Annotated in this window: 24 protein-coding genes and 1 riboswitch; of the genes, 1 reads left to right on the top strand and 23 read right to left on the bottom strand. The window is 49.8% G+C overall.

Going from position 1 to position 26,810, the window contains the following annotated elements; all coding sequences use genetic code 11:
• Positions 1-68: 68 nt before the first annotated feature.
• From BLD48_RS11430 to BLD48_RS11420, 3 genes are all read right to left on the bottom strand, one after another.
• A complete protein-coding gene (locus BLD48_RS11430) occupies positions 69-1,247 on the bottom strand; it encodes a M20 family metallopeptidase (protein WP_071500317.1) in 1,179 nt (392 codons plus the stop codon).
• 12 nt (positions 1,248-1,259) lie between these two features.
• Positions 1,260-2,114: a MurR/RpiR family transcriptional regulator gene (locus BLD48_RS11425; RefSeq protein ID WP_026830851.1), complete on the bottom strand. Its 855-nt coding sequence runs from the start codon at positions 2,112-2,114 to the stop codon at positions 1,260-1,262.
• Between the two features lie 186 nt (positions 2,115-2,300).
• Positions 2,301-3,479 (bottom strand): CamS family sex pheromone protein, encoded by a 1,179-nt coding sequence (locus BLD48_RS11420; protein ID WP_026830850.1) that lies wholly within the window; start codon positions 3,477-3,479, stop codon positions 2,301-2,303.
• Positions 3,480-3,614: 135 nt separating this feature from the next.
• Between BLD48_RS11420 and BLD48_RS11415 the strand changes: the two genes are divergently transcribed.
• Positions 3,615-4,190: a class D sortase gene (locus BLD48_RS11415; protein WP_026830849.1), complete on the top strand. Its 576-nt coding sequence runs from the start codon at positions 3,615-3,617 to the stop codon at positions 4,188-4,190.
• A gap of 271 nt (positions 4,191-4,461) precedes the next feature.
• Here the strand turns inward: BLD48_RS11415 and ligA are convergent, their stop codons facing one another.
• The 20 genes from ligA to BLD48_RS11315 form a co-directional block, all read right to left on the bottom strand.
• Positions 4,462-6,456 carry an NAD-dependent DNA ligase LigA gene (gene ligA / locus BLD48_RS11410; RefSeq protein WP_071500316.1) on the bottom strand — a complete coding sequence of 665 codons (1,995 nt, stop codon included), beginning with the start codon at positions 6,454-6,456 and terminating at the stop codon, positions 4,462-4,464.
• Positions 6,457-6,470: 14 nt separating this feature from the next.
• Positions 6,471-8,696 carry a DNA helicase PcrA gene (gene pcrA / locus BLD48_RS11405; protein WP_026830847.1) on the bottom strand — a complete coding sequence of 742 codons (2,226 nt, stop codon included), beginning with the start codon at positions 8,694-8,696 and terminating at the stop codon, positions 6,471-6,473.
• A gap of 44 nt (positions 8,697-8,740) precedes the next feature.
• Positions 8,741-9,424: a heptaprenylglyceryl phosphate synthase gene (pcrB, locus tag BLD48_RS11400; RefSeq protein ID WP_026830846.1), complete on the bottom strand. Its 684-nt coding sequence runs from the start codon at positions 9,422-9,424 to the stop codon at positions 8,741-8,743.
• An 84-nt stretch (positions 9,425-9,508) separates the two neighbouring features.
• Positions 9,509-9,733, bottom strand: a complete 225-nt coding sequence (locus BLD48_RS11395) for a hypothetical protein (RefSeq protein ID WP_026830845.1) — start codon at positions 9,731-9,733, stop codon at positions 9,509-9,511.
• A 12-nt stretch (positions 9,734-9,745) separates the two neighbouring features.
• The gene (locus tag BLD48_RS11390) at positions 9,746-11,125 is read right to left on the bottom strand and encodes a TrkH family potassium uptake protein (protein WP_026830844.1); all 1,380 of its coding nucleotides are present in this window, start codon (positions 11,123-11,125) and stop codon (positions 9,746-9,748) included.
• A gap of 39 nt (positions 11,126-11,164) precedes the next feature.
• On the bottom strand, positions 11,165-11,479 hold the full coding sequence (locus BLD48_RS11385; RefSeq protein ID WP_014969469.1) for a YerC/YecD family TrpR-related protein: 315 nt from the start codon (positions 11,477-11,479) through the stop codon (positions 11,165-11,167).
• A 67-nt stretch (positions 11,480-11,546) separates the two neighbouring features.
• Complete coding sequence (locus tag BLD48_RS11380; protein WP_071500315.1) at positions 11,547-13,286, bottom strand: adenine deaminase C-terminal domain-containing protein; 1,740 nt, start codon at positions 13,284-13,286, stop codon at positions 11,547-11,549.
• Between the two features lie 219 nt (positions 13,287-13,505).
• Positions 13,506-14,762 carry a phosphoribosylamine--glycine ligase gene (purD, locus tag BLD48_RS11375; RefSeq protein WP_071500314.1) on the bottom strand — a complete coding sequence of 419 codons (1,257 nt, stop codon included), beginning with the start codon at positions 14,760-14,762 and terminating at the stop codon, positions 13,506-13,508.
• Between the two features lie 15 nt (positions 14,763-14,777).
• Positions 14,778-16,298 carry a bifunctional phosphoribosylaminoimidazolecarboxamide formyltransferase/IMP cyclohydrolase gene (gene purH / locus BLD48_RS11370; RefSeq protein WP_071500313.1) on the bottom strand — a complete coding sequence of 507 codons (1,521 nt, stop codon included), beginning with the start codon at positions 16,296-16,298 and terminating at the stop codon, positions 14,778-14,780.
• The gene (gene purN / locus BLD48_RS11365) at positions 16,295-16,870 is read right to left on the bottom strand and encodes a phosphoribosylglycinamide formyltransferase (protein ID WP_071500312.1); all 576 of its coding nucleotides are present in this window, start codon (positions 16,868-16,870) and stop codon (positions 16,295-16,297) included. Before purN ends, purH begins: the two co-directional genes overlap by 4 nt.
• Entirely contained in the window at positions 16,867-17,901 is a 1,035-nt protein-coding gene (gene purM, locus BLD48_RS11360) for a phosphoribosylformylglycinamidine cyclo-ligase (RefSeq protein WP_071500311.1), read from the bottom strand. Before purM ends, purN begins: the two co-directional genes overlap by 4 nt.
• Positions 17,902-17,920: 19 nt before the next feature.
• The gene (purF, locus tag BLD48_RS11355) at positions 17,921-19,330 is read right to left on the bottom strand and encodes an amidophosphoribosyltransferase (protein WP_071500310.1); all 1,410 of its coding nucleotides are present in this window, start codon (positions 19,328-19,330) and stop codon (positions 17,921-17,923) included.
• Positions 19,306-21,525, bottom strand: coding sequence for a phosphoribosylformylglycinamidine synthase subunit PurL (gene purL / locus BLD48_RS11350; protein ID WP_071500309.1), 2,220 nt, complete (start codon positions 21,523-21,525; stop codon positions 19,306-19,308). Before purL ends, purF begins: the two co-directional genes overlap by 25 nt.
• Complete coding sequence (gene purQ, locus BLD48_RS11345) at positions 21,506-22,189, bottom strand: phosphoribosylformylglycinamidine synthase subunit PurQ (RefSeq protein WP_026829307.1); 684 nt, start codon at positions 22,187-22,189, stop codon at positions 21,506-21,508. The genes purL and purQ overlap by 20 nt, the downstream gene beginning before the upstream one ends.
• Entirely contained in the window at positions 22,186-22,434 is a 249-nt protein-coding gene (gene purS / locus BLD48_RS11340) for a phosphoribosylformylglycinamidine synthase subunit PurS (RefSeq protein WP_071500308.1), read from the bottom strand. The genes purQ and purS overlap by 4 nt, the downstream gene beginning before the upstream one ends.
• Positions 22,431-23,138 carry a phosphoribosylaminoimidazolesuccinocarboxamide synthase gene (gene purC / locus BLD48_RS11335; RefSeq protein WP_071500307.1) on the bottom strand — a complete coding sequence of 236 codons (708 nt, stop codon included), beginning with the start codon at positions 23,136-23,138 and terminating at the stop codon, positions 22,431-22,433. The genes purS and purC overlap by 4 nt, the downstream gene beginning before the upstream one ends.
• A 60-nt stretch (positions 23,139-23,198) precedes the next feature.
• Positions 23,199-24,494: an adenylosuccinate lyase gene (gene purB, locus BLD48_RS11330; protein WP_071500306.1), complete on the bottom strand. Its 1,296-nt coding sequence runs from the start codon at positions 24,492-24,494 to the stop codon at positions 23,199-23,201.
• Positions 24,491-25,594: a 5-(carboxyamino)imidazole ribonucleotide synthase gene (gene purK, locus BLD48_RS11325; RefSeq protein ID WP_071500305.1), complete on the bottom strand. Its 1,104-nt coding sequence runs from the start codon at positions 25,592-25,594 to the stop codon at positions 24,491-24,493. The genes purB and purK overlap by 4 nt, the downstream gene beginning before the upstream one ends.
• Positions 25,591-26,082, bottom strand: a complete 492-nt coding sequence (gene purE, locus BLD48_RS11320; protein ID WP_026829312.1) for a 5-(carboxyamino)imidazole ribonucleotide mutase — start codon at positions 26,080-26,082, stop codon at positions 25,591-25,593. The genes purK and purE overlap by 4 nt, the downstream gene beginning before the upstream one ends.
• A gap of 89 nt (positions 26,083-26,171) precedes the next feature.
• A riboswitch (purine riboswitch) is annotated at positions 26,172-26,273 on the bottom strand.
• Positions 26,274-26,488: 215 nt separating this feature from the next.
• Entirely contained in the window at positions 26,489-26,695 is a 207-nt protein-coding gene (locus BLD48_RS11315; protein WP_026830833.1) for an NETI motif-containing protein, read from the bottom strand.
• Positions 26,696-26,810 lie beyond the last annotated feature (115 nt).

Raw genomic sequence — 26,810 nt, 5'->3', positions numbered from 1 at the left:
CTATCTACACGAAAAGACACCTACTTTCCGGTTACTTGCCGAAGGGTAGGTGTCTTTTCGTATCTGACTTAAGGTTCCATCGGAGAATCAAGATAGCGTAACGTCGCCTCAATTAAAATCCGGGCAGCATATTGCATCGCCTGTTCTTCAAAATCAAACTTCGGATGGTGATGCGGATAAAACGTTTCGTCTCCTGCCCCGGTAAAGAAAAAGGTCCCGGGTACACGTTGCAAGTAGTAAGCAAAATCTTCCCCACCCATCGTCGGAGCAATTTCAAAGACGTGATCCGCACCCATGATGTCAGAAGCAACGGTCCGCAATAGGTTCGTTTCTTCCGGATGGTTGACGACCGCCGGATACCCTCTTTCGTACGTAAACGAATAGGTCGCCCCCGCCGCGTCACACACACCTTTGATCGTCCGTTCCATTTCCCGGACGATCTGTTCGGCGACTGCTGGATCAAACGTTCGGACCGTCCCTGTCAATTGCGCACTGTCTGCAATGACGTTAAACGTATTCCCGGCATGAAGTGTTCCAATCGTCAAAACCGCTTGTTGCAGGGGATCGAGTCGTCGACTGACGATACTTTGCAATTCTTTGACGACCGTCGCCCCAAGAACGACGGCATCAATCGTTTCGTGTGGTTTTGCCCCATGTCCGCCGCGACCAAACAACGTCAGCTCGAATTTATCGGCTGCTGCCATCACTGGTCCGACGCGGTAGCCGATTGTTCCAAGCTTCGTCGTCGACCAGAGATGTGTCCCGAAAATGACATCGACCCCTTCTAAACAACCGTCGGCAATCATGTCACGGGCACCACCCGGGACGACTTCTTCTGCGTGCTGATGGATCAGGACGACATTCCCGGCTAACTGTTCTTTCTGCTGCACGAGGATTTCCGCCACCGCAAGTAAAGTCGCCGTATGCCCATCGTGACCACAGGCATGCATGACACCGGGAACGGTCGAACGGTACTCGACTTCTTTCTCATCCTGGATCGGCAAGGCATCGAAATCAGCTCGAAGTGCCACCGTCTTACCTGGTTTTCCGCCCCGAATCGTTCCGACGACACCACGACCTCCGACATTGGTCCGGACGTCGATTCCAAGTTCCGTTAATCGTTCAGCGATGAACCGTGGTGTATCGACTTCATGAAACGACAGTTCTGGATGTTGATGTAAATAACGACGCCGTTCGACCATTACTGGAAATAACTGCTCCACCATCTCTTCTACTGTCTGCTTCATTTATGTAACCCCCTATTTTTTGCTGTGCAACATCTTAACGCTTTCCCGTGTATATTGAAGCCGTTCAATCGTATCGTCATAATGAACCGCCGCATAGGATAGGAACAACACATCGATCGCAAACAGCTGTGCGAGGCGCGAACTGAGGGCAGCACTCCGTAATGGGGCTTCCGGTGCCCGCGACGTCCACAAGGCAATATCCGCCAACTGACTGACCCGATTATCTCCAAACCGTGTCAGACTGATGACTTGTAATCCACGTATTTTAGCAAGACGGATCAATTCAACGACTTCTTCCGTTTCTCCACTGTAAGAAATTGCGAAAAACACATCGTCCGGACTCGCATTCGCCAAAATCGTCGCGACGAGATGTTGATCGGATTCTTGAATCGTTAATTTACCAACACGGGTCCACTTTTGTGCGGCATCTAACGCAACCACATTTGATGCTCCGATCCCATAAAAATAAATCGCCCGTGCTTGATCGAGGACTTTCATCGCCTCGGCAATCCGGTTTTCACTCAACTGCTTTGCTGTATCCTGTAAGGCTTGCATACTGTTGCTTAATGTCTTTTCAACCAAGTCAGCCGGTCGTTCATTTTTTTCGATATCGTGATATCCTTTTAAGTCCGTTCGGGCCGTATCCGCCGAAATCCGCATCCGTAGTTCCGGATACCCCTTCAATCCAAGCGCCCGGCAAAAGCGGACGACTGCCGCCGCACTTGTTCCCGATTCTTCTGCTAAATGATGAATCGTCATCCCCGCGATTTCATTCATATGCGCTAAAACAAAATCAGCGACTTTCCGTGATGAAGAAGGCAACTCTTCCCGGACAGCACTAATCTGTGAAAAAATACCACCTTTCATACGACTCTCTCCCTTACAATGAATTAAAACAGGCGAATGCAGCGTCAATCCACCTGATCCGCATTATGCTTCTTTTCTATTATGCTCTTCCAAGACGGCTTTCGTAAATCCAAAGAAGTCCGCGAACGAAATTAAGTATCAAAAAAGACTCCCGCTTCTGCAAAGAGTCTTTTTTCCTGTATGAAATCAACGAATTTTGACGATGGGTTTTTTCGTCTCCGGCTCAATGAATAACATGGCTTCCGTATCCCCATTTAAATTCGTGACGGTGATGGTCGTCGGGACGTTCCGGTTGTACTCCCAACGATTTTCCAGCAGGTAGGTGACGTATTGAACAAAGGCTACGAGCTCTGCTTTTCCGTAAAATTGAACTGGAATTTTGATTTCGAGTTTCTTCAGCTCACCTTCTTGGTAAAAACCTTCCCCCATCATCCCGGTATAGTTCGGGAAGTAATCCTCTAAACGATCCTTGAACAGATCAAATTTTGCCGCATCATCCCGGACATCATTGGTCGCAACGCCAGACGGGTAATAATAATACTTTTCATCGTAATTTTTCCAGTCATTCTCGCTGATTTGATTCCCACGTCCGATAAAGGCAGAGGATAGATAATGACCCGACACCGGTGAACCTTCACTTTCTTGTAAATACAACGCGACATGGATCGGCGTCGTTTTCATTCCGTCCGTTTTCCGCATTTTTTTCACCAGTTCATTCGCCATCTGTTTCCCTTGTGCGATGACTTTCTTCTCATCCAGTTTCACCGTGTAGGTCGGTCCATAATTTTCATCTTGGAAGACGTATTCACTATTTAAGACTAACGCGATTGAAGTACCGCCCATCTCAAGCTTTTTATCTTCTTCTAACATATAGTCTTGCTCCAAGATGTGCGATAGAATCAGAGGAGACTTTTGATTTTTTTCTTTATAGGACTTCCCTGTCGTATAGGCTGGATTCAAGCCGTTTGGATCACTGACACCGTCACCGGCTTTTCCTTTTCGCAGTAACCACTGGGCAATCTGCTCCGCTTCAAGCAATTGACCTTCTTGGTAATAATATTTTTCCGGATCAAAAAATTGTGTCGAGTGACGCATCAGTCCGGTTTCGATCTCGTCCAATTCGAGACGTGAACTGACCCGTTTTTGTGTCATCCCACGAGCGACACTTGGTCGAAACGGTAAAACGGTCCGGTAATAAGAATCCGTTGTATCAATCGCCGGACTGACGACTGCCTGCACTTCTTTTCCTTGTTCACTTTCTGTGATGACTTCTTTTGTATCGCTTTTTTGTGATAAATCAAACGAACACGCGCCGAGGAACAATGTACTCGTCAACGTCAATGCTGCCATTTTTTTATATTTCATCTATTTACGCACCCCATATGTTTAAAATCGTTCTCTCTATCATAACAGAATAGTTTTCCATCGGGGAAGGAGTTGTTTTCCCCTATTTTTCAAAAAAGTACACCCTGCTTTTATGCAGACGAAAGGATTTTTTTCATGAAACGACGACAACTTCTTGGTCTGCTTTTACTAATTACAGGTATTCTTTTGATCGCATGGCCCGTTTTTACCGCACACCAAAAACAAACCGCTGCCGACGAACTTAAACAACGCTGGACTCAAAATCTAAAAGCCGTCGCTGCCAAAGAAACAGCAGCCCCTGTCGCGACGAACGGTAGTGGCTTGCTGACGATTCCTTCCATCGATTTTGAACAAGTCATCTTAGAAGGCGCTTCGACTAAAATTCTCGACCAAAGTATTGGTCATCTGAAACAGACGGGTGCTCCGGGTAAAGACAATTATGCCTTAGCCGGACACCGTAGTTTTACGAAAGGACTTCACTTCAATCGATTGCCCGAATTAAAAGAAGGGGCACACGTCACCGTGACGACAAAAAGTCATCGTTATACCTACAAGATGACGGCCTCGAAGCTTGTCAAACCGACTGATGTATCTGTCTTGAATCAAAACGTCAAACAAGCGACGATTACGCTCATCACCTGTGACCCTCCGGAAACGGCGACCAATCGTCTAATCAAACAAGGTGTCTTGATCAAAACGGAATCGAGATAACAACGGTGATGAAGTCGACCGATGTCTTCAGCTACAGAAAAGAGATTACTCTTTCTTTCACGCGCTTTCCTCAGGCGAAACACAAGCCAACTCCCCTGTCCGTGCAGGCAAGGAAATAGATCTTGTTCCTCTCTGACAGCGCAGGTTTCTGCGTTTTTTTCTGTAGGCGTCACGTGAAGCGAGTAATCTCTTGTAAACGATTCGAGGGTGGCAGATTTGAAATCTGCCACCCTCGTTTGTGTAGAGAACGACATTTGAGTCGGTCTTTGTTTTATCCTTCGTACTTCGTTAACTCTTCGAGTAACCGCGTTTCATCCCAAATCTCAATCCCGAGCGACTCCGCCTTCGTTAATTTGGAACCCGCCTTCTCACCAGCGACAAGAATGTCTGTTTTTTTACTGACGCTTCCTGTCACATCTGCCCCAAGCAATTCAAGCCGTTTTCCGGCTTCTGAACGTTTTAGCGTTTCGAGTGTTCCCGTCAGGACAATCGTTTTTCCGGCAAGCGGAGCATTCGATTGATCGATCCGTTGTCCGAGGAATTGTTGATTGAGTCCCAGTGCTGCCAAATCTTGAATCAAGGTTTGGGCTTCCGGATGTTCAAAATACTTCGTGACCGAGTCGGCGATTTTACTGCCAATGCCATCAATCGCCAGAATATCGTCGTACTCCGCTTGTGCAATACCATCGAGTGTATCAAACCGTTCCGCTAACAAGTAGGCTGCTTTTTGTCCGACCAATCGAATACCAAGACCAAACATCAATCGTTCTAACGAATTTTGTTTCGACGCTTCGATGGCCGTCAATAAGTTATCAACAGACGTTTCACCCATCCGTTCGTACGTCAATAATTCATCGCGGTCGAGTCGGTACAGGTCGGCTAACGTCCGAATCGCTTGATGTTCATACAGTTGCCGTACCACTTTTTCACCTAGACCGTCGATGTTCATCGCTTGACGCGATACGAAGTGAATGATGCCTTCAACGAGTTGAGCTGGACACTCCGGACTGACACATCGGATATCCGCTTCGCCTTCGAGGCGAACAAGTTCCGATGCACAAGCCGGGCAGTGTGTCGGAAACTCAATCGGTTGTTCGTTCCCTGTCCGTTCTGAGACGACGACACTGACGACGGCAGGTATGACGTCACCCGCTTTTTTGATGATGACTTGGTCATGCAGACGAATGTCTTTTTCCGTAATGAAATCAGCGTTATGGAGTGTCGCATAACTGACCGTTGACCCGGCAACGACAACCGGTGCAAAACGTGCCCGCGGCGTCACTTTTCCTGTCCGCCCGACACTGAAATCAACTTCTTCGACCGTCGTCATGACTTCTTCCGCGGCAAATTTATAAGCCGTTGCAAAACGGGGACTTTTCGCCGTGAAACCAAGCTCCTCTTGATCATCGTAGCGGTCAACCTTCAGCACGATCCCATCGATTTCGTACGGAAGTGTTGCCCGTTCAACCGTCCAGTGCTGAATGTACGCCAAGATATCTTCCACCGTCTCACATGTCCGCATCTCGTTATTTGTCGGGAGTCCGAGTTCAGCTAGCTGTTGCATCGCTTCACTGTGCGATCGGGCACTAAGTGTGTTGACCCCGAGTCCATAGACGAATACGGATAAATTACGTGACGCCGTGATTGAAGAGTCGAGTTGCCGTAAGCTACCGGCTGCCGCATTCCGCGGATTGGCAAACAAGGCTTCTTCCCGCACCGCTCGGTCTTCATTCAAGCGTTCAAACGATTGTTTAGGCATGTAGGCTTCCCCACGCACCTCGACCGTTTCATTCTGACGTAAACGTAGTGGTAAGGCCTTAATCGTCCGAAGGTTTTGCGTGATGTTCTCCCCGACCGTGCCGTCGCCGCGTGTCGCACCGCGGACGAGACGTCCGTCTTCGTACTTTAAGGAAATCGCCAGACCATCAAACTTTAATTCGGCGACATATGTCGTCGAACGGCCGAGTGAGCGTTCGATGCGAGCGACCCACTCCCGAATCTCTGTCTCGTCAAAAACGTTTCCGAGCGATAACATCGGTAAATCATGAGTCACCTTCTCGAAGGCATCGAGCGGCGCAGCACCGACGCGTTGCGTCGGCGAGTCAGCCGTAATCAACTCTGGGTGCTGTGTTTCGAGATCCATCAGTTCACGTAACAGCTGATCGTATGTGCTGTCCGGTACCGTCGGTTGGTCTTTGACATAATATTCATAACTGTATTGGTTCAACTTTTGGCGTAATTCCTCGATTCGTGCCTGTTCTATCATCTTGACGCCTCCACTCATACCTTTTTGATCGGTGCGAATTTCGCAAGCAACCGTTTGACACCGACTTCCGGGAAGGCGATATCGATTTCTAAGCTGTCCCCTGCTCCGCGTGTCTGCACGACTGTTCCCCGACCCCATTTTCCGTGTTCCGCTTTGTCCCCGACGTTCCAGCCGAGTGATTCAGCGCCTGACGTCTTCATCGCTGTCGGTTTCGTGACCGACCGGCCGATGACGGCCTTTCCTTGCGGCACCGGACGATCTTCCCACGGTAACGGTTTCGGTTTTTTACCGGTCCGCTCGAGCACTTCCTCCGGTAATTCGGCAAGGAAACGGGATTCGAGATTGGCATTCGTCCGTCCGTACAGCGAACGCATCCGCGCGTGCGAGAGATACAGGCGTTTTTCAGCCCGTGTAATCCCAACGTAAGCAAGACGGCGTTCTTCTTCCATTTCATCTTCATCCTGCAGGGAGCGGCTGTGCGGGAACAAACCTTCTTCCATTCCGATCAGGAAGACGATCGGGAACTCGAGCCCCTTCGCTGAGTGTAACGTCATCAACGTCACTTGTTCACCCGGATCACTTTCATCCAGTGAGTCGACATCAGCGACCAACGTCAAATCGGTTAAGAAAGCGATGATGGTTTGTTCTTCCGGATCTGCTTTTTCGGTCTCTTTTTCAAAGTTTTGCGCAACCGTGATGAACTCGTTGATGTTCTCGAGACGACTTTGTGCTTCCAGTGTTTTATCTTCTTTTAAGACTTGGCGGTATCCGGTTTTCTCAAGCACTTCTTCCACCAGCTCGGATAAGCTGATGAATTCTTGCATCTGTTGCAGACCAAGAATCATCGTTCGGAAGTCCGTCAGTTTTGCTGCCGTTTTCGGGGCGATGCTCGACAATTCGATGTCACGGATCGCTTCCATCAGGGAAACGCCCTGTAAGTCCGCGAAATCGCGTAATTTATCGATCGTCGTCGCGCCGATTCCGCGCTTCGGTTCATTGACGATGCGGGCAAACGATAAATCTTCGTTCGGATTCGAAATCAGACGCAGATAAGCCAAGACATCCTTGATTTCCTTCCGATCGTAGAACTTCGTGCCGCCAATCATTTTGTACGGAACATTCGATTTGAGCAACGTTTCCTCAATCGCCCGTGACTGGGCATTGGTCCGGTACAGAATCGCGACATCGTTTAATTTCATCCCGTAACGTAAGGCATTGCGGATTTCCTGAACGATATAGAACGCTTCTTCCCGTTCATTTTCTGCTGTATGGATCACCAGTTTTTCGCCTTCCGCGTTTTCCGTCCACAGTTTTTTATCTTTACGGGTGCTGTTGTTTTGAATGACGTGGTTCGCTGCGTCCAGAATCCGTTTTGAAGACCGGTAGTTTTGTTCAAGCAGGATGACTTTCGCTGTCGGATAGTCTTCCTCAAACGACAGGATATTGGCGATGTCGGCTCCACGCCAACGGTAAATCGACTGATCCGAGTCCCCGACGACACATAAGTTTTGGTGCGCTGCTGCGAGCAGATTGACAAGATCATATTGGGCTTTGTTCGTATCCTGGTACTCATCGACATGAATGTATTGGAACTTGCGTTGGTAAAACGCCAGGACGTCCGGATTTTGTTTGAACAACTCGGTCGTTTTACCAATCAAATCATCAAAATCAAGGGCATTGTTCCGGCGTAAAATCGCTTCGTATCCTTTGTAGATCTCAGCGACCGTTTTTTCATAAGGGTTCGTGACGATTGAGGCGTAAAACTCGGCACTGCGAAGTTCATTTTTTTGACTCGAGATGATCGACAACATCGATCGTGGATCCCATTTTTTCGGATCGAGATTTTGTTCTTTCAGGACTAATTTAAGTGCCGATTGCTGATCACTTGAATCGAGAATCGTAAAGTTACGGTTGTAGCCGATTTTTTCGATATCGCGACGTAACATCCGGACACACATCGAATGGAAGGTTGATACCCAGATGTCATTGGCGACACCACCAACAAGACGGGAAATCCGGTCACGCATCTCACGTGCTGCTTTATTCGTAAACGTGATCGCCAGGATATTCCAAGGTGCGACTTGTTTCGCAGCCATTAAATAGGCGACCCGATGTGTCAGGACACGTGTTTTCCCTGATCCGGCTCCCGCCATGATCAGCAACGGTCCGTCCGTATGCTTGACTGCTTTTGCTTGCTCCGGATTCAATCCGCTGACAAGCTGTTCACTTAAATTAAACATCTAAATAGCCTCATTTCTGTATTCCGAACTTTTGTTCTTATATTTTATCGTGTTGCAGCTACTGTCGCAAGTGCTGCCTCTAAATTCTCATAGATGATATTGCCGACGATGATCGTATCGGCATACGCCAACATTTCTTTCGCCCGTTCGGCAGAGTCAATGCCGCCTCCATAAAACAAGCGACCTTGCTTCAGCACGCGTTTGACCGAAGCGACAAGCTTTGGATCACCGTAGATACCGCTATACTCTAAATAAATAACCGGCATCCGGAACACACTGTCTGCGAGTTGTGCGTATGCAATGACCGTATTGTCCGCTAGTTGCTTTGCTTGCGTGACACGGGCGACCTTGGCATCAGGATTCAGTACGATATACCCTTCCCCGACAAGGTCCGCATGTGCCAGCATATGCCCCACTTCTTCTAGCGCCTCGACTTGTTTTTCAATGACGTGTTCCAGTGTGCCACTATTGAGCACGCTTGGCGTCAAATACGTATCAAATCCCATCGTCGCCGCTTCTAGTTCCGATACTTCGAGCGCCACCGCGACAGGGTAACGACGCAATCGCATCAGTAAATCAAGTGTCGCATCGAGTGTGATGTCATCGGTTCCTCCGACGATGATGGCGTCGGTTCCTGACGTAGCAATCGCTTGGAGGGCGTCTTCTTCAATTTCCTTTGCCGGATCGAGCTTAAAGACATGACGCCATTCATTATACGGTAACAACATGTGTGTTCCACCCTCTCTTTTCATTCGCTGTGTCCAGTATAAAACAAAAACCCATCCCGCGCAGAGCGAGATGGGACACACCTTTCAAGTCCGGACTTGGCGTTTCGTCAACAACGCGGCAAGTCCAAAGGCGAGGAAGGCGTAAATAACAGCAAATGCCCACGGTTCGGCTAAGAAAAAACCAAGGATAGGGACATCGAGCAACGGCGAGTCCGGTGAACAAAGGGCTCGACCGTTGACGAGTGCTAAAAACGGTAAGGCGGGAACCATAAAGATATAACCAAAGTTGATCCAAAATGTACGTTGCATGTCGCAACCTCCTTAACCGATGATGACCGATTCTTTTGGATAATTGTAATTCCGTTTCGGCTGGTTGGCTTTGAGCAGGAGCACAAAGGAAATGACACCGATTCGTCCGATGAACATCAAGACGGATAACGTCCATTTTCCGACATCAGATAATTCACTCGTAATGCCAAGCGACAGCCCGGTTGTCCCAAACGCGGAACAGGCCTCAAAAAATAACACGAGGAACGGGGCATCTTCAAAGATCAACAAGACGATCAATCCAATCATCGTCACACCGGTCGAGACGACGATGACGACAAATGCTTTCCAAATATCGGACTGTCCGATCTCACGCCCAAAAATCTTAATCCCATACTCCCCGCGGATGAAGGCAATGACACTGAGAACGGCGACGGCAAACGTCGTCGTCCGAATCCCTCCCCCGACGGAAGAAGGCGACGCCCCGATAAACATCAGAATCGATAAAACAAAAATCGAAGCTTGCGAGAAGGTCGTGATGTCGACCGTCGTCAGCCCGCCGTTTCGGGTCGTGACGGATTGGAACAAGGCATCAACCAGCTTTTCACCGACCGGCAACCCTTTAAACGACTGATTCCATTCAAACAGCAACAGGCTGGCTGTTCCGAACAGGACCAAAATAAAGAACGTCGAAGCCGTCAATTTCGTGAATAATGAAAAATGATACGGTTGACGCGTTGATTGACGTGTCGCCCGGTAGGAGATATAGCGCCGGACTTCAACCAAGACCGGGAACCCGATCGCCCCAAGCGTCAACAAGACGATTTGCATGAAGACGACGAAGAGATCTCCCCGAAACGGCAACAACGACTCTCCGGTAATATCAAACCCGGCATTCGTCGTCGCACTGACAGAACCAAACAATCCTTGTAACATCGCTTCACCTAGCGTCGGAAAGTACTTCGTATAATAGAAGCCTAAAATCAAGGCTCCGATGATTTCAATTGACAGGATGATCAAAATGACTTCGCGAATGTACTTGACGACCCCTTGCATCGTCGTCTGATTTTGGTCACGGACGACAAGTTGCCGCTCCCGAAAACCAATTCGTTTCCCGAGAATGACCCACATCGCGATATGGAGCGACATCAGACCAATCCCGCTAACCTGGACTAACAGCATGATCATGAAATAGCCAAACGTCGTAAATGTATCCGAAACAGATACCGTCGTCAAACCGGTCACACTGACACAGCTGACGGCCATGAACACAAGATCCGTAAAATCCCAATTGTAATCCCCTTGTGTCGACCAAGGTAATCCAAGCAAAATAATTCCGATGATGACGGCAACGAAATAAATAATGACGAGTGACTGGATCGGCGTCAGTTTTCGAATGAAATGTTGAATTTTTTGTTGAAACGCTAAATCCATCCGGCGTCGTCCTCCTTCGCAGAAATAGCGGATAACCGGTTAGTTATCCGCTACTTCCTTCTCTTCAAGACCTAATCGTGCGAGTGCTAAATCATAGCCGCCAGAACCATAGTTCAGACAACGTTTGACACGGGAAATCGTCGCTGTCGAAGCACCCGTCGCCTTCTCGATCTTATGATAGGTATTTCCTTCACGCAATTGTCGTGCGACTTCAAGGCGCTGTGCCAATGCCTGGATTTCATTGACGGTCGCCAAGTCTTCAAACAAGGTATAACAATCTTCTAATGAATCCATCTTCATGATGGCTGTAAATAATTGATCGAGTTCTTTTCCACGCAATTTATCAAGTTGCATCGTTTAACTCCCTTTCCCATTCATTGCTCTTTAACAGTTTAAAGTGCGACGTTTTAAATTTCAAGCGTCAGCGCAAAATTGCCGGGAAAAGTACTTTCTTCCGCAGGACTTCATAGATTCCCTGCGGTGTGATCCGGACATACGGCAAGTGTGTCGAAGCAAGGAACAGCAACGTATAGATCGGATCTTCGAACTGGTATCCTCGTGCAAATAAGGCTTCCCGGAGTGCCGTTTCTTGAACAATCAACTCTTCTAACGGTAAATCAGACGTCTGCCCCATTAATGTGAGTGGAACTTCCGCAATCACTTCCCCGTCATCGACTAGGACGACACCACCACCAAATGATTTCATCCGCTCAAAGGCAATCTGCATGTCACGTTTTGATTTTCCAATCAGTAAGATATCGCCGCTGATCGAATAGGAGCTGACGAGTCCCCCGACATGCGTCGCAAAGTTTTTCAGGACGGTATTCAAACGCCATTTCCCTTCCCGGTCCACGAGCATCAAAAACGACTCCTCACATCCTGCCGGTAACACTTGCATGCTCGTATCATGTTCAATCTGATACAGCTTCATGATGACGGAATTGACCATCTCGAGTCCGACCGGCATGCTGAAGGAAAAATCCTGTTCCGTCAAATCAATCCTGACTTCAGAGACCGGCATCAATGTCAGGGCACGATCAAGCGCTTCGACCGGGTAACACGGGATATCGTTTTTACGGACCCATGTTCCTCTTGCTAAGACGTCAACTGGTGTCGGTTGGTCTTTTGCTTCTAAGATGTTCAGGTGGGCAATCCGTCCGGGTGCGATGCTTCCGAGCAGATGATCCAGGTTAAAGTGACGTGCCGCATTATAAGAGGCAATCCGGTAAGCATCCTCAGTCGTGATTCCGGCAGCGAGCATCAGACGAATCGTCTCATCCATCAAACCGGATTTATAAAACGACGGAGTCGAACCATCTGTCGTCACGAGCACCTTTTCGTAATTTTGTAGTCCGGCTTCGACGAGTCCCGCAAAAATATCCGGTAAGTCCGGACGAATCGATGAATAGCGGATCGTCGTCGTATATCCAAGTTCCAGTCGGGTCAGGGCTTCTTCGACAGTCATCGCTTCATGATCGCTCGTCACGCCGTAAAGTGCCATCTTCGTCAACGTCTTCGCGGATGCTCCCGGGAAATGTCCTTCGATCGGTTTCCCGAGTTTCATCGCATCTTGCATCCATTGCAACAATTCGTCATCACCTTGTGACAGACGTGGCCAACCCGTCAGTTCACCGGCCTGGATCACTTGGGGATGCTTCAGCCATGCCTGAACCCGCTTGTTGTCAATCGCGATACTGTCGGAGTCGAGCTCCGTCTGCGCATCGAGTCGTGCCCACCAATACATCGAGGTCGGAAGGTCTGCTAATGCGTCAACCTGCGCAAACGCTTGCTCCACGGGCTCTAATAAAAGGAGCATATTATCGTTCACAAGTGTCGTCGTTCCGCGTTCTGCCGCAAATTTTGCGAGCGTCGCTGGATTGTACAGCTGGAAGGGGTGGGCATGTGGCTCGATGTAACCTGGAACGATGAACTTCCCAGAAGCATCGTAGACTTCATCCGCCGTTTCTGGCATCTCCGCTCCTACATAGATGATTCGGTCACCACTGATCCAGATGTTAGCCGTTCGCCATGCTTTGAGGCCTTGATTTAAGTACGTCGCATTTTCAATCACGAGTGTAGGCGCAAGCTTTCCATTGATGACCGCCTGATGAGAACGGACTTCTGTTTTCGTCCATGGGGACCGTCCACAATTTTTTTTCATGAAAGCTCGACCTCCTTTATAGTTTGAAAACGCTTTCTTATAGTTCTTATACTAAAATGTTACCGGGAAAGTTTCAAGCTTATTTGTCTTTAATTCGACTCATTTCGCCAAAATAACACAAATCGGACAAGGAAGACAAGCATCGTTCGGCGCTAGATACAAAAAAAGTCGGTCCACTCACCGAGACGTGAGAGAGACCGACTTGTTCATGACTAACACTCATGTTGTTCGAAATGCCTTTTTGGCGATATCCGTCCGGTAAAAGAAGCCCGTCCGATCAAACGAATCCAGACCTTGATAGATCGTCGAAACTGCTTCCTCCATCGTCGGAGCCTTCGTGACGCAGACGAGAACACGTCCTCCTGCTGACAACACCGTCTCGTCTTCACCGGCGACAGTTCCTGCATGAAAGACGGTTATACCTGAGCCAATCGTATCCGTTCGAACGAGATGTCCCGTTTCCGGATGTTCCGGATAACCGTTCGCGGCGATGACGACACCGACGACCGACTCCGACGACCAGACGACTTCCGGCACATCTCCTTGCATCAATGGAATGATGACATCTAATAGTTGTGTTTCCAGGCGTGGCAAAATCACTTCCGTTTCCGGATCCCCAAAACGCGCATTGAATTCAATGACAGAAGGTCCACGATCGGTCAACATCAGCCCGGCGTATAAAAAGCCGGTGAACGGAATGCCTTCACTTGCCATCTGTTCGACAAGTGGGCGGAGGACACGCTGCATCGCTTCTTCCGTCACCGCTTGTTCGTCAAACTGCGGCAGTGGACTATAAGCACCCATCCCCCCCGTGTTCGGACCTTGATCACCATCAAAAACCCGCTTATGGTCTTGCGACAAGACCATCGGAATGACGGTTTCTTCATGAACAAATGCCATCAACGAACATTCTTCTCCAACTAAACATTCTTCGATCACGACACTGCTCTGCTCTCCAAAATCCCCGGCGAAAATTTCTTCAACCGCTCGGATCGCTTCTGTCGTCGTCGTGGCGACGGTGACACCTTTTCCTGCCGCTAGACCATCGGCCTTGATGACGATTGGGGCCCCTTGCGACCGAATGTAGGCATTTGCTTCGATGGCTGATGTAAAAACAGCATGGTCTGCCGTCGGAATGCCGGCCCGATCCATCAACGCTTTCGCAAACTGTTTACTGCCTTCAATTGCCGCTGCTTCCCGCGACGGTCCAAAGATATTCAGTCCAGCGGCTTGAAACGCGTTGACGATTCCGAGGACAAGCGGTCCTTCGGGTCCGACGATCGTCCAATCAATCTGCTCATCGCGGGCGAACTGAACCAACTCACCGATTGCGTCTTCGCGAATCGGGACACAAATCGCTTCTGTCATCCCGACGTTTCCAGGTGCAGCATAAATCGTATCGATGCGAACATCTTGTGCCAGTTTCCAAACGAGCGCATGCTCGCGTCCACCTTTACCGACTACTAATACTTTCATTCGGATCGCCTCCGCTTAGTGTTTGAAATGACGCACGTTCGTAAAGATCATCGTGATGCCGTGTTTGTTACAGGCATCAATTGATTCCTGGTCGCGAATCGAGCCGCCCGGTTGAATAATCGCTGTGATTCCGGCTGCAGCCGCTGCTTCGACCGTATCCCCCATCGGGAAGAACGCGTCTGACCCCATCGCGGCACCGATTGCTTTGTCGCCTGCTTGCGTGATCGCAATATTCGCCGAACCTACTCGATTCATTTGTCCCGCACCGACGCCGACCGTCACTTCGTCTTTCGCAATGACGATTGCGTTCGATTTGACATGTTTCACGGCACGCCAAGCGAGTTTTAAATCTTCCCATTCTGCTGCGGTCGGTTTCCGCTCCGTCACGACGCGTGCTGACGCATCATCCAGTGTCTCGTCGTCACTATCTTGGACGAGCATGCCACCGGCAACTGCCGTATAACGGATCGCTTGGACCCGTTTGACATCCAGTTCGAGTAAACGAAGGTTTTTCTTCGCTGCAAGTAATGTAAATGCCTCTTTCGTAAAGGACGGTGCGATGATGATTTCAAGGAAGATCCCGCTTAACTGTTCAGCTGTCGCGAGATCGACTTCGCGGTTTAAGGCAACGATTCCACCAAAGATCGAGACCGGATCCGCCGCATGCGCCCGGCGGAAGGCTTCGTCGATTGTCGGACCAACGGCGACGCCACACGGATTCATATGTTTGACGACGACGGCTGCCGCTTCGCGGAACTCATCCAAAATCTCAAGTGCTGCATTGGCATCCTGGATATTGTTGTAGGACAATTCTTTACCGTGGAGTTGCTTGGCTGAAGCAAGGGATGCCCCGCGGTAAATCGGTGTTTTGTAAAAGGCTGCTTCTTGGTGTGGATTTTCTCCGTACCGCAAATCCTGGACCTTCTCGAGCGTGATCGTCAATTGATCCGGGAATTTTTCACCTGTCTGTGTCAAGAAGTAGTCGGCAATCAAGGCATCGTACGCTGCCGTATGCCGGAATGCTTTTGCCGCTAGTTTTTGACGCGTTTCAAACGTCGTCCCACCAAGATGAATCTCGTTGATGACGGCTGCGTAATCTGCCGGATCGACGACGACCGTCACTGCGGCATGATTTTTTGCGGCAGAACGAATCATGCTCGGTCCGCCGATATCGATGTTTTCGATTGCATCGGCGTACGAGACGTCCTCATTCATGACCGTTTCTTTGAACGGATACAGATTGACGACAACAAAATCAATCGGCTTAATCTGTTGCTCTGCCATCTGTTCCCGGTGGCTTTCGAGATCGCGGCGACCGAGTAGTCCACCATGGACCATCGGATGAAGGGTCTTGACCCGTCCGTCCAGCATTTCTGGAAACTGTGTGACCTCACTGATACCAATGACCGGAAGTCCTGCTGCTTCAAGAACTTGATGTGTTCCACCTGTTGAAACAAGTTCAATTCCTGCCTGATGCATGGCTTGCCCGAGTTCTACGATTCCTGTTTTGTCTGATACACTGATTAACGCTCTCATACGTTTGCCTCCTCTTTGATCCACTCTTCGATGACTTGCGGATACAGTCTATGCTCTACTTGCTGAATCGCCTGCTGGAGCGTCTCGCGTGTCATATTCTCTGTAATCCGGACCGCTTCTTGTGCGATGATTGGTCCTGTGTCCATCCCTTCATCGACTATATGAATTGTAACACCTGTGATTTTGACTCCGCCACGAAATGCTTGGCCGATTGCATCTTTTCCGGGAAAAGCCGGCAGCAACGACGGGTGGATGTTGACGATCCGCCCTGAATAATGCGACAGCAGGACATCACCAATCAGACGCATGTATCCTGCGAGGATGATCCGTTCGATGTGCCGTTTCTCTAACTCTGCGACGATTTCCCGTTCGAACGACGGTTTGTCGGGATACTCTTTTGCGGTGAATACAAATACATCGCAACCCCAATTGCGGGCCCGTTCAATCACTTTTGCTTGTTTTTGATCACAGACGACGAGTTCAATCGTAGCCTGCAGACGCCCTGTTTCAATCGCTTCGAACAATGCTTCGACATTACTGCCACTTCCCGAGGCAAAACAGGCGATTTTCATTGATCGACTCCATGGATGCGGACGCCCGGTTCACCCGTAACTGTCCCAATCGTATAGACCGTCTCATTTTCACGGGCAAGACGTGCCGTGACGGCATCGACATCTTCCGGTTTGACGATCATCATGTAGCCGATGCCCATATTAAAGACATTGTACATGTCGTGACGTGGTACGTTTCCGGCTTGTTCGAGCCAATCGAAGACCGGCAACGTCGGCCATTTTTTCGGGTCAAACGTCGCACCACATCCTTCAGGAAGGACACGCGGAACGTTTTCGTAAAAACCGCCGCCGGTAATATGGACCATCGCCTGAATTTTTTCTGTCTCGAGGGCCGCTTTGACCGCTTCGACATAAATCCGCGTTGGCATCAGTAACGTATTGCCGATTGTACTGCCGAACATCATCAACTCATCTTCGTACCGCAGACCACTTTCGGCGACGATCTTCCGGACAAGTGAAAATCCATTCGAATGGACACCGGACGAGGCGAGACCTAAAATGACGTCGCCTGGTTGAACGTGTTCTCCTGTGATCAATTTTTGTTTTTCGACGGCACCAACCGCAAATCCTGCGATGTCGTATTCACCGTCTGCATACATACCCGGCATTTCTGCCGTTTCCCCGCCGATCAATGTACAACCGGACTGGACACAACCTTCGGCAACACCGGCAACGATCCGTTCAATTTTAGCGGGAACCGCTTTCCCGAGGGCGATGTAATCGAGGAAATAGAGCGGTTCCGCACCTTGGACGATGATGTCATTGACACACATCGCAACACAATCAATTCCGATCGTATCGTGCTGGTCGAGGGCGAAGGCAAGCTTCAGCTTCGTTCCGACGCCGTCCGTGCCGCTGACGAGGACCGGTTCTTTCAGCTTTAGTTGACTGAGGTCGAACATTGCACCGAAACTGCCGAGTCCCGTCATGACTTCCTTACGCATCGAACGGGCAACGTGTTTTTTCATTCGAGAAACGGATTCGTATCCTGCCGTCAGGCTGACACCTGCTGCTTCGTATTGTTTGCTCATGCTTTGTTCCCCCATCTGTTCAAAGTTTGGCTTCTAGTTCTAACTCACCGATTGGTGTAGGATATTCGCCTGTGAAACACGCCGTACACTGTCCCTTTAACGGACCTTCGAACGGACGGTCGATCGCATGGACCATCCCGGTCACAGACAGAAACTCAAGTGAATCAGCACCGATCTCCCGGCAAATTTCACCGGGTGTCAAACGGGCGGAAATCAATTCGTCTTTTGAAGAAGTATCGATGCCGTAATAACACGGATTCGTGATCGGTGGTGCCGTGATGCGGACGTGGACTTCGGTTGCGCCGGCTTCCCGTAACAAGCCGACAATACGGCGGCTTGTCGTCCCGCGGACGATTGAGTCGTCCACCATGATGACCCGTTTGCCGTTGACGACACCACGCAGGGCCGACAACTTCATTTTGACGCCACGTTCGCGTAATTCTTGCGACGGTTGGATGAACGTCCGACCGACGTAACGGTTTTTGATCAATCCCATTTCATACGGAATGCCGCTCGCTTCCGCGTAACCGATCGCTGCCGAGATACTGGAATCGGGCACACCTGTGACGACGTCTGCCTCGACCGGTGCTTCTTCGAACATCTTTTTACCAAGTGCTTTTCGTGCCGTATGGACGTTGACCCCATCAATCATCGAATCGGGACGGGAAAAGTAGATGTATTCCATCGAACACATCGCCCGCTCATGTGGTTCCATATACTGACGTGATGACATGCCGGATGTCGTGATGGTCACGAGCTCCCCAGGCTCGATATCCCGAATGAACTCCGCACCGACGATATCAAACGCACACGTCTCGGATGAAAAGACGATCCCGCCGTCCGGTGTTTTCCCGAGCGACAACGGACGCAGACCGTGTGGATCGACGGCGACGTACAACGTATCTTCCGTTAAAAACAGGAAGGCGAATGCGCCGACGAGTCGTGCCAGACTATCGGCAATCCGGTCTTCAAGCGTCGGTAACTTACTCCGTTTGACGAGATGAGCGACAACTTCCGTATCACTCGTCGTTTGGAAAATCGCGCCTTCCGCTTCGAGTAAATGTTTTAACGAATCCGCGTTGACAAGATTTCCGTTATGCGCAAGCGCCAAGTCGCCGGTCCGTGATTTAAAATGGAGCGGTTGTGTATTCTCGAGTGTATTTCCCCCGGCCGTCGAATAGCGGACATGTCCGATGGCATGGTGCCCCGATAAGGAATCAAGTGTTTCCTGTGAAAAGACTTCCGTGACAAGTCCTTGTCCGCGGTGCGGCAGAAGCAGTTTACCGTCGCTTGCGACGATTCCTGCCCCTTCCTGTCCCCGGTGTTGCAGGCTGTGGAGACCGTAATACGCAAGTTGCGCCGCTTCCGGTTGTCCGAAAATCCCGAATACCCCACACTCTTCGTTTAATCCTTTGATGTCATATAACACGCGATCGCCCCTTCCCAGTCGGCTTGCAGTGTCGAACGTGTCGCTTCGATGAGTGTATCGTTAGTCTTGATTTGCAGTAAGTCTTGATCCGTGACCGTTCCTAATCTGTGAGCACCTGTCTGCTTGACGAAGGCCGCTTCATTCTCCGGCTTCACCGTCACGACAAAACGTGATTGCGATTCACTGAACAGATGAAGGGCTGGACCGTCAAATGTCACGTCAAGACCAAGTGTCGTCCCGAACGTCATCTCAGCAAGTGCAACAGCGAGACCGCCTTCTGCCACGTCATGAATTGCCGTGACAAGTCCCGCTTGAACCGTAGCTTGTAATGCCAGAAGTCGTTTTTGTTCGAGCGCTAAATCAATCTGCGGTGCTTTACCAAAGGACTTCTCAAATTGCATGTATTGGAGTTCACTTCCACCAAACTCAGGTAACGTCTCACCGAGAATGTATACCGCATCACCTGCTTGCTTGACGTGTTGTGTCGTAATCCACTCCGTCTGTTCATGAAGACCAACCATCCCGACGACTGGCGTCGGATGAACGGCCTTTCCGGCTGATTCATTATAGAGCGAGACGTTTCCGCCAATGACCGGTGTCTCAAGCACGCGGCACGCTTCTGCCATTCCTGCCGTCGCTTGTTGCAGTTGCCAGAAACCTTCCGGTTTATCCGGGTTTCCGAAGTTTAGGCAGTCGGTGATCGCGAGTGGTGTTGCACCGCTGGCAACGATGTTGCGGGCGGCTTCGGCGACAGCAATCTGTCCACCGACGAATGGATCAAGGTAAACAAAACGGCTGTTGCAGTCTGTCGTCATCGCGAGTGCTTTGTTCGTTCCGCGAACCCGGATGACGGCTGCATCAGAACCCGGTGCGACGACCGTTGACGTTTGAACCATGTGATCGTATTGATCGTAGACCCAACGTTTTGAAGCAATCGTCGGTTGTTTGAGAAGTGCCCGCCATGTTTCAACGACATCTTCGACGACCGGCAATGTTTCGTCCATCGCCTGAAACGCTTCATAGTACGCCGGGACACGGGATGGTTTATTATAGACCGGTGCTTCTTCTGCCAAGGCATCAACCGGAACTTCCGCCACGATCTTACCGTGGTGCACGAGACGAAGCACTTTTTCATCGATGACTTCTCCGACATGCACCGCATGCAGTCCCCATTTGCTGACGATCGCTTCGATTTCTGCTTCGCGTCCGCGTTCGACGACAAGCAACATCCGTTCTTGCGACTCGGATAACATCATTTCGTATGCCGTCATCCCGGTTTCCCGTTGCGGCACGTCATCGAGATGCATCTCGATCCCCATACCGGCTTTTGACGCCATCTCGGCTGACGACGAGGTCAGTCCGGCAGCTCCCATATCCTGCATCCCGACAAGCGCCGGATGACCGACGATTTCAAGACACGCTTCGATCAAGAGTTTCTCCATGAATGGATCTCCGACCTGAACGGCTGGACGTTTTGCTTCCGTATCTTCCCCAAGATCCTCTGAGGCAAAGGTCGCCCCGTGAATACCGTCGCGTCCGGTTGCGGCTCCGACGTACATGACCGAGTTCCCCGCCCCTTTGGCGAGACCCTTTTGAATGTCTTCATGATTGATCAAGCCGATACACATCGCATTGACAAGCGGGTTGCCCTCATACGAATGATCAAAACCGACTTCTCCTCCGATTGTCGGAATTCCGACACAGTTCCCGTATCCGGCAATTCCAGCGACCACTTGTTCAAACAGTTGATTGACACGCGGTGTACCGAGGTGTCCAAAACGAAGCGAGTTCATCAAGGCGACCGGACGGGCTCCCATCGAAAAGATATCGCGAATGATGCCACCGACACCGGTCGCTGCCCCTTGGTACGGTTCGACGGCTGACGGATGGTTGTGACTCTCGATTTTAAAGACGACGGCTTGATTATCCCCGATGTCGACGACACCGGCTCCTTCACCCGGACCTTGCAGGACGCGTGGACCTGTCGTCGGAAACTGACGTAAGACCGGCTTCGACGTCTTGTACGAACAGTGCTCCGACCACATGACGGAAAACAATCCGATTTCTGTGTAGTTCGGTTGGCGTCCGAGTAAGTTGACGACCATCTCATATTCCGCGTCGCTCAGTCCCATCGTTGCGTAGATCCGTTGTTCCTGAATTTGCTCCATCGTTGGTTCAGACTGTTGTTTTAACATGATGTGCCCCCTGTTTGACGAGTGAAGTGAATAACTTAAGTCCATCAGTTCCGCCGGTCAGCAGCTCAACTGCCCGTTCCGGGTGTGGCATCATGCCGAGAACGTTCCCGGCTTTATTCGTGATGCCGGCGATATCGCCGCGTGATCCGTTCGGGTTATCGGTATACGTAAAGGCAATTTGTCGGTTCGTCTGTAACATCGCATACGTCGCATCGTCACAGTAATAGTTGCCTTCTCCGTGTGCGATTGGAATCGTAATCGTTTCTTGCGCTGCATAGTCGGATGTAAAACGAGTCTCATTGTTTTCGACCTTCAGTTCAACCGTCCGGCACATGAACTTCAGTCCCGTATTGCGGTGCAAGACACCCGGGAGAAGCCCCGCTTCAACAAGAATTTGGAATCCGTTGCAGACGCCGAGGACCGTTTTGCCTTCTGCCGCAAAGCGTTTCACTTCCTCCATGATCGGTGAGAACTGAGCGATCGCTCCACACCGGAGATAGTCGCCGTAGGAAAAGCCGCCTGGTAACAAGACGCCGTCGTATCCTTCAAGGGACGTTTCTGTATGGAAGACGTAGTCCGCTTCTTCGCCGAGTGCGTCTTTGACAGCATGATACATATCTAAATCACAGTTCGATCCGGGAAAGACGATGACGGCAAACTTCATACGGTCGTCACCTCTTCTACGTCAAAACGGTAATCTTCCATCACGGTGTTGACGAGCAGTTTCTGACACATCTCATGAATCATCGTGTCCGTTGTTTCGTCCGCAACGAGCAACTCGATCCGTTTACCGATCCGAACTTCTTCGACACCTGCAAAACCAAGCTGGGCAAGACCGCCTTTGACCGCGACACCTTGTGGATCTAAAATACTTTCCCGTAATGCGATCGCTACTGTAACCTTTTTCATTGTCCGTTTCCCCCTAGGCGATTGAATAGTGTTTGGTACGTGTCGATGAGTGATCCGATATTGCGGCGAAAAACATCTTTGTCGAGGTGTTCGCCCGTTTCCTTATCCCATAACCGGCATGTGTCCGGTGAGATTTCGTCCGCCAGCAGAACTTCGCCGGCCGGTGTTTTACCGTATTCCAGTTTAAAATCAACGAGTGTGATGCCCTTGTTATCAAAGTAGGGACGTAAGACGTCATTGACACGATGTGCTTCCTGTTCGAGCAATAAAAGTTCTTCCGTAGTCGCAATCTTCAGTAAATTGATGTGTGCAGGGGTGACAAGTGGATCACCTAAGCTGTCATCCTTATAATAAAACTCGACAATCGGCGTCTCGAGGACCGTTCCTTCTTCGATGCCAAGCCGTTTACTGAGACTGCCGGCGACGACGTTTCGAACGACGACCTCCAGTGGAATGATCGTGACACGACGTACGAGCTGTTCGCGCTCCGATGTTCGTTCAATGAAGTGGGTCGGAATTCCAGCCGCTGCGAGAACTTCAAAAAAATGGCTCGTCAAGCGGTTGTTGAGTTCTCCTTTACCGGCAAACTCTGCCTTCTTCTCTCCATTAAATGCTGTTGCCTCGTCTTTGTAGACGATGCGGAGCACATCCTGCTCCTGCGTCGTGTATAACCGTTTCGCCTTGCCTTCATAAAGTGGTTGCATCGATTTCGTCCCCCATGATCCTAAGATGTAGACGGGAGCCGTGCTCCCGTCCCAGGTTGATTAGTTCAAGCCACACCGTTCAAAGATTTCATCCACTCGGCTCGTATGATACGTTGGATCAAAACAAGCATCGAGTTCTTCTTCTGTAAAGAGTTGTTGAATGTCCGCTTCCTGCCATAAGACATCACGGAACATGATTTGTTCTTCCCATGCCTGCATCGCCCGTGGTTGAACGAAGTCGTAGGCCGCTTCACGTGACCAGCCTTTTTCGATCAAAGCGAGTAAGACGTGACCGGAGAAGATGACACCAAACGTCCGGTCCATGTTGCGTTTCATATTTTCCGGGAACACCGTCAGATTTTTGATGATGTTGCCGAACCGGTTCAACATGTAGTTGAGTAATCCCGTCGCATCCGGCAGAATGATCCGTTCCGCAGACGAGTGCGAGATATCCCGTTCATGCCACAGCGAAACGTTTTCGTACGCTGTCACCATATGGCCGCGGATGACACGGGCAAGACCCGTCATGTTCTCCGAACCGATTGGATTACGTTTATGCGGCATCGCCGACGATCCCTTTTGACCTTTAGCGAAGAATTCTTCGACTTCACGGGTCTCCGTTTTTTGAAGACCACGGATTTCCGTCGCCATCTTTTCAATCGATGTCGCAATCAAAGCGATCGTCGACATGTAGTGGGCATGACGATCGCGTTGCAGGGTTTGCGTCGAGACCGGTGCCGGTTTCGTACCAAGCTTCTCACAGACATATTTTTCGATGAACGGATCGATATTCGCAAACGTTCCGACCGCCCCCGACATCTTGCCGTATTCGACCGTTTCACGTGCTGCCTCGAACCGGACCTTATTGCGTTTCATTTCTTCGTACCAAAGGGCGAGCTTCAGACCAAACGTCGTCGGTTCAGCGTGTACGCCGTGTGTACGTCCCATCATGACCGTATATTTATGTTCATTTGCTTTGACCTTTAAAATCTCAATGAAACGATCGAGATCCGCCGCTAAGATGTCATTCGCTTGTTTCAAGAGATACGATAACGCCGTATCAACGACGTCGGTTGACGTCAGACCGTAATGAACCCATTTGCGTTCTTCACCAAGTGTCTCCGATACAGCACGTGTAAAGGCGATGACGTCGTGGCGTGTCTCTTGTTCGATCTCATTGATTCGATTGACATCAAACGAAGCATTTTCCCAAAGCAACTGGACGTCTTCTTTTGGGATCACTTCCAGTTCACTCCAGGCTTCACATGCTAAAATCTCAACTTTCAACCAGGCTTCGAATTTGTTCTGTTCTGTCCAGATCGCTTTCATTTCAGGACGTGTATAGCGTTCGATCATCTAACCGTCTCCTTCCATATCTGCAGGCGCGCAACTTCGGCTAACGCTTCTTCGACCGAATCAGCCAAGATGTTTAGATGCCCCATCTTCCGCCCCGGTTTCGCGTCCTGTTTTCCGTATAAATGGACTTTCGTCCGCGAGGATAACATCGGTAATGCCTCGTCTAATGCTGTGATATGTTGACCTAGGATGTTCGCCATGACGACCGGTGTCGTCAAGCGGGTATCGCCAAGCGGCAGTCCGCAGATGGCCCGAATGTGCTGTTCGAACTGTGACGTCTCGCACGCATCAATCGAATAATGACCCGAGTTGTGCGGGCGCGGCGCCAGTTCGTTGACAATCAGTTCGGAACCGACGACGAACAGTTCGATTGCCAGTGTGCCAATCAAATCGACATCGTTTGCGAGACGTTTCGCCAGGTCAATCGCTTGTTGTTCCAAGTCTTTTGAGATGCGTGCCGGTACGATCGACAGATGCAGGATGTTGTCTTGATGGATATTTTCACTAACTGGGAACACTTTTGTGTCCCGCTCACTTCGCGCGACAATGATGGAGATTTCTTGATCAAACGGCAACCATTTTTCTGCAACATACTCGGTTGCCTCAAAGGTCTTCATCGCTGTTTGTAAATCCAGCTCTGTTCGAATGACCGTCTGTCCTTTCCCATCGTAACCAAAGCGTGCTGTTTTCAAGACGAACGGGAGACCTAACTGCTGTTTGGCTTCAAGGAGATCTTCGCTTGTCTGAACTGCCTGGTAAGGCGCTACCTTGTAACCAAGCTGTTCAATCAGTTCTTTCTCCCGAATCCGGTGTTGGGTCCGAAACAAAAGTTCTGTCCCGTGAATCAGTTTATTGCCGATTGCTTCCGCTACTTCGTGTGAGATATTCTCAAACTCATAGGTCACGACATCTGATTCGGCGGCAAGTCGTTTCGCTACCTCGACGTCCGTAAACGGTGCTTGAATCTGTTGATCCGCTACTTGCGCACACGGTGCGTTTTCAGTTGGATCAAGCGTGATGAGCGAATAGCCCATTTGCCGTGCAGATAAAGCCATCATCCGACCTAGTTGTCCTCCACCTAAGATACCAATCCGTTTCATGTCAGATGCACCTCGGAAGCGATGACATCTCCTTCTAGTTCGACCCGCATATGGTCTAAAGCTCGGGCAATCCGTTCGTCGACCGTTCCAAGAATCTGAGCAGCAAGTAAACCCGCATTTTTTGCTCCAGCGTCACCGATCGCAACCGTCGCGACTGGAACACCACCGGGCATTTGGACGATTGAGAGTAAGGAATCGATGCCTTGAAGTGCTTTGCTTTGAATTGGGACACCGATTACCGGTAATGTCGTCTTTGCAGCAACCATTCCCGGAAGATGGGCTGCTCCGCCTGCACCGGCAATGATGACTTTTAATCCTCGTTCCCGAGCAGATTCCGCATACCGAAACATTAAGTCAGGTGTCCGGTGTGCCGACACAACTTTCTTTTCATAGGCAATATCCAACTGATCCAGTACATCACACGTTTTCTGCATGGTCACCCAATCCGATTGACTGCCCATGATGACTCCGATTTCCACCTTACTCATCTTCGTCTCCTCCTTTTTGCATAAAAAAAGCCCAAACCACGTCTAAAAGGGTGGCTTAGGGTATAAAAAGGTACGCCAAAGAATCATCGACGAACATCCATATACCCCATAGTCCAACGATTTAGGGTCGTCGGGTAGAAACTTGCAAGCCATATCCCTGCTATTATACGAGGTGTTATATTCAATCTTCCTATCACGCCTTCATCTTAACAAGACTGAACTCGATTCGTCAACCAAAGGCGAACAATTTAATTGTCTGAAAATTCATCGTTCGGTTTTATAGCAGAAATATTCCTTTTAATTTGTGTCCCATTCGGAATTTTAAAGGTCTGTCCTCTTTGAAAAAGTCAGATCACACAAAAAAGACCACGGTTTCATTAAAGAAACGATGGTCTTTTAGAAAAATTCATATTTTATCGGATTCGATTTTCGGCTTACAATCAAAAACAATTTGCTGGCGAATCGGATACGGTTCACCGTTGGCATCGAGTCCAAAAATCGGTTCTTCCCGCCGGACGGTCGGACGATAACCCATGGCATCAATCCGATCGAGACAGGCACTGATCGTTTCATTTTCTTCGACCATGACGCGCATTTTTTGTTTTTTTGCCATGAGTATCACGTTCCTTCCTTATTATATATATGAAAAAACCAAAAAAAGTCCATAAAAAAGCGGCGGCCCTTGAGCGTATGCTCCAGAACCACCGTTTGCCTGGCAACGTCCTATC

It is taken from the genome of Exiguobacterium sp. KRL4 (genome assembly GCF_001870785.1).
In the GTDB taxonomy this organism is placed as follows: Bacteria; Bacillota; Bacilli; order Exiguobacteriales; family Exiguobacteriaceae; genus Exiguobacterium_A.
Note: the sequence above shows the minus strand (reverse complement) of the source record. Positions and strands in the feature narration are given on the sequence as shown.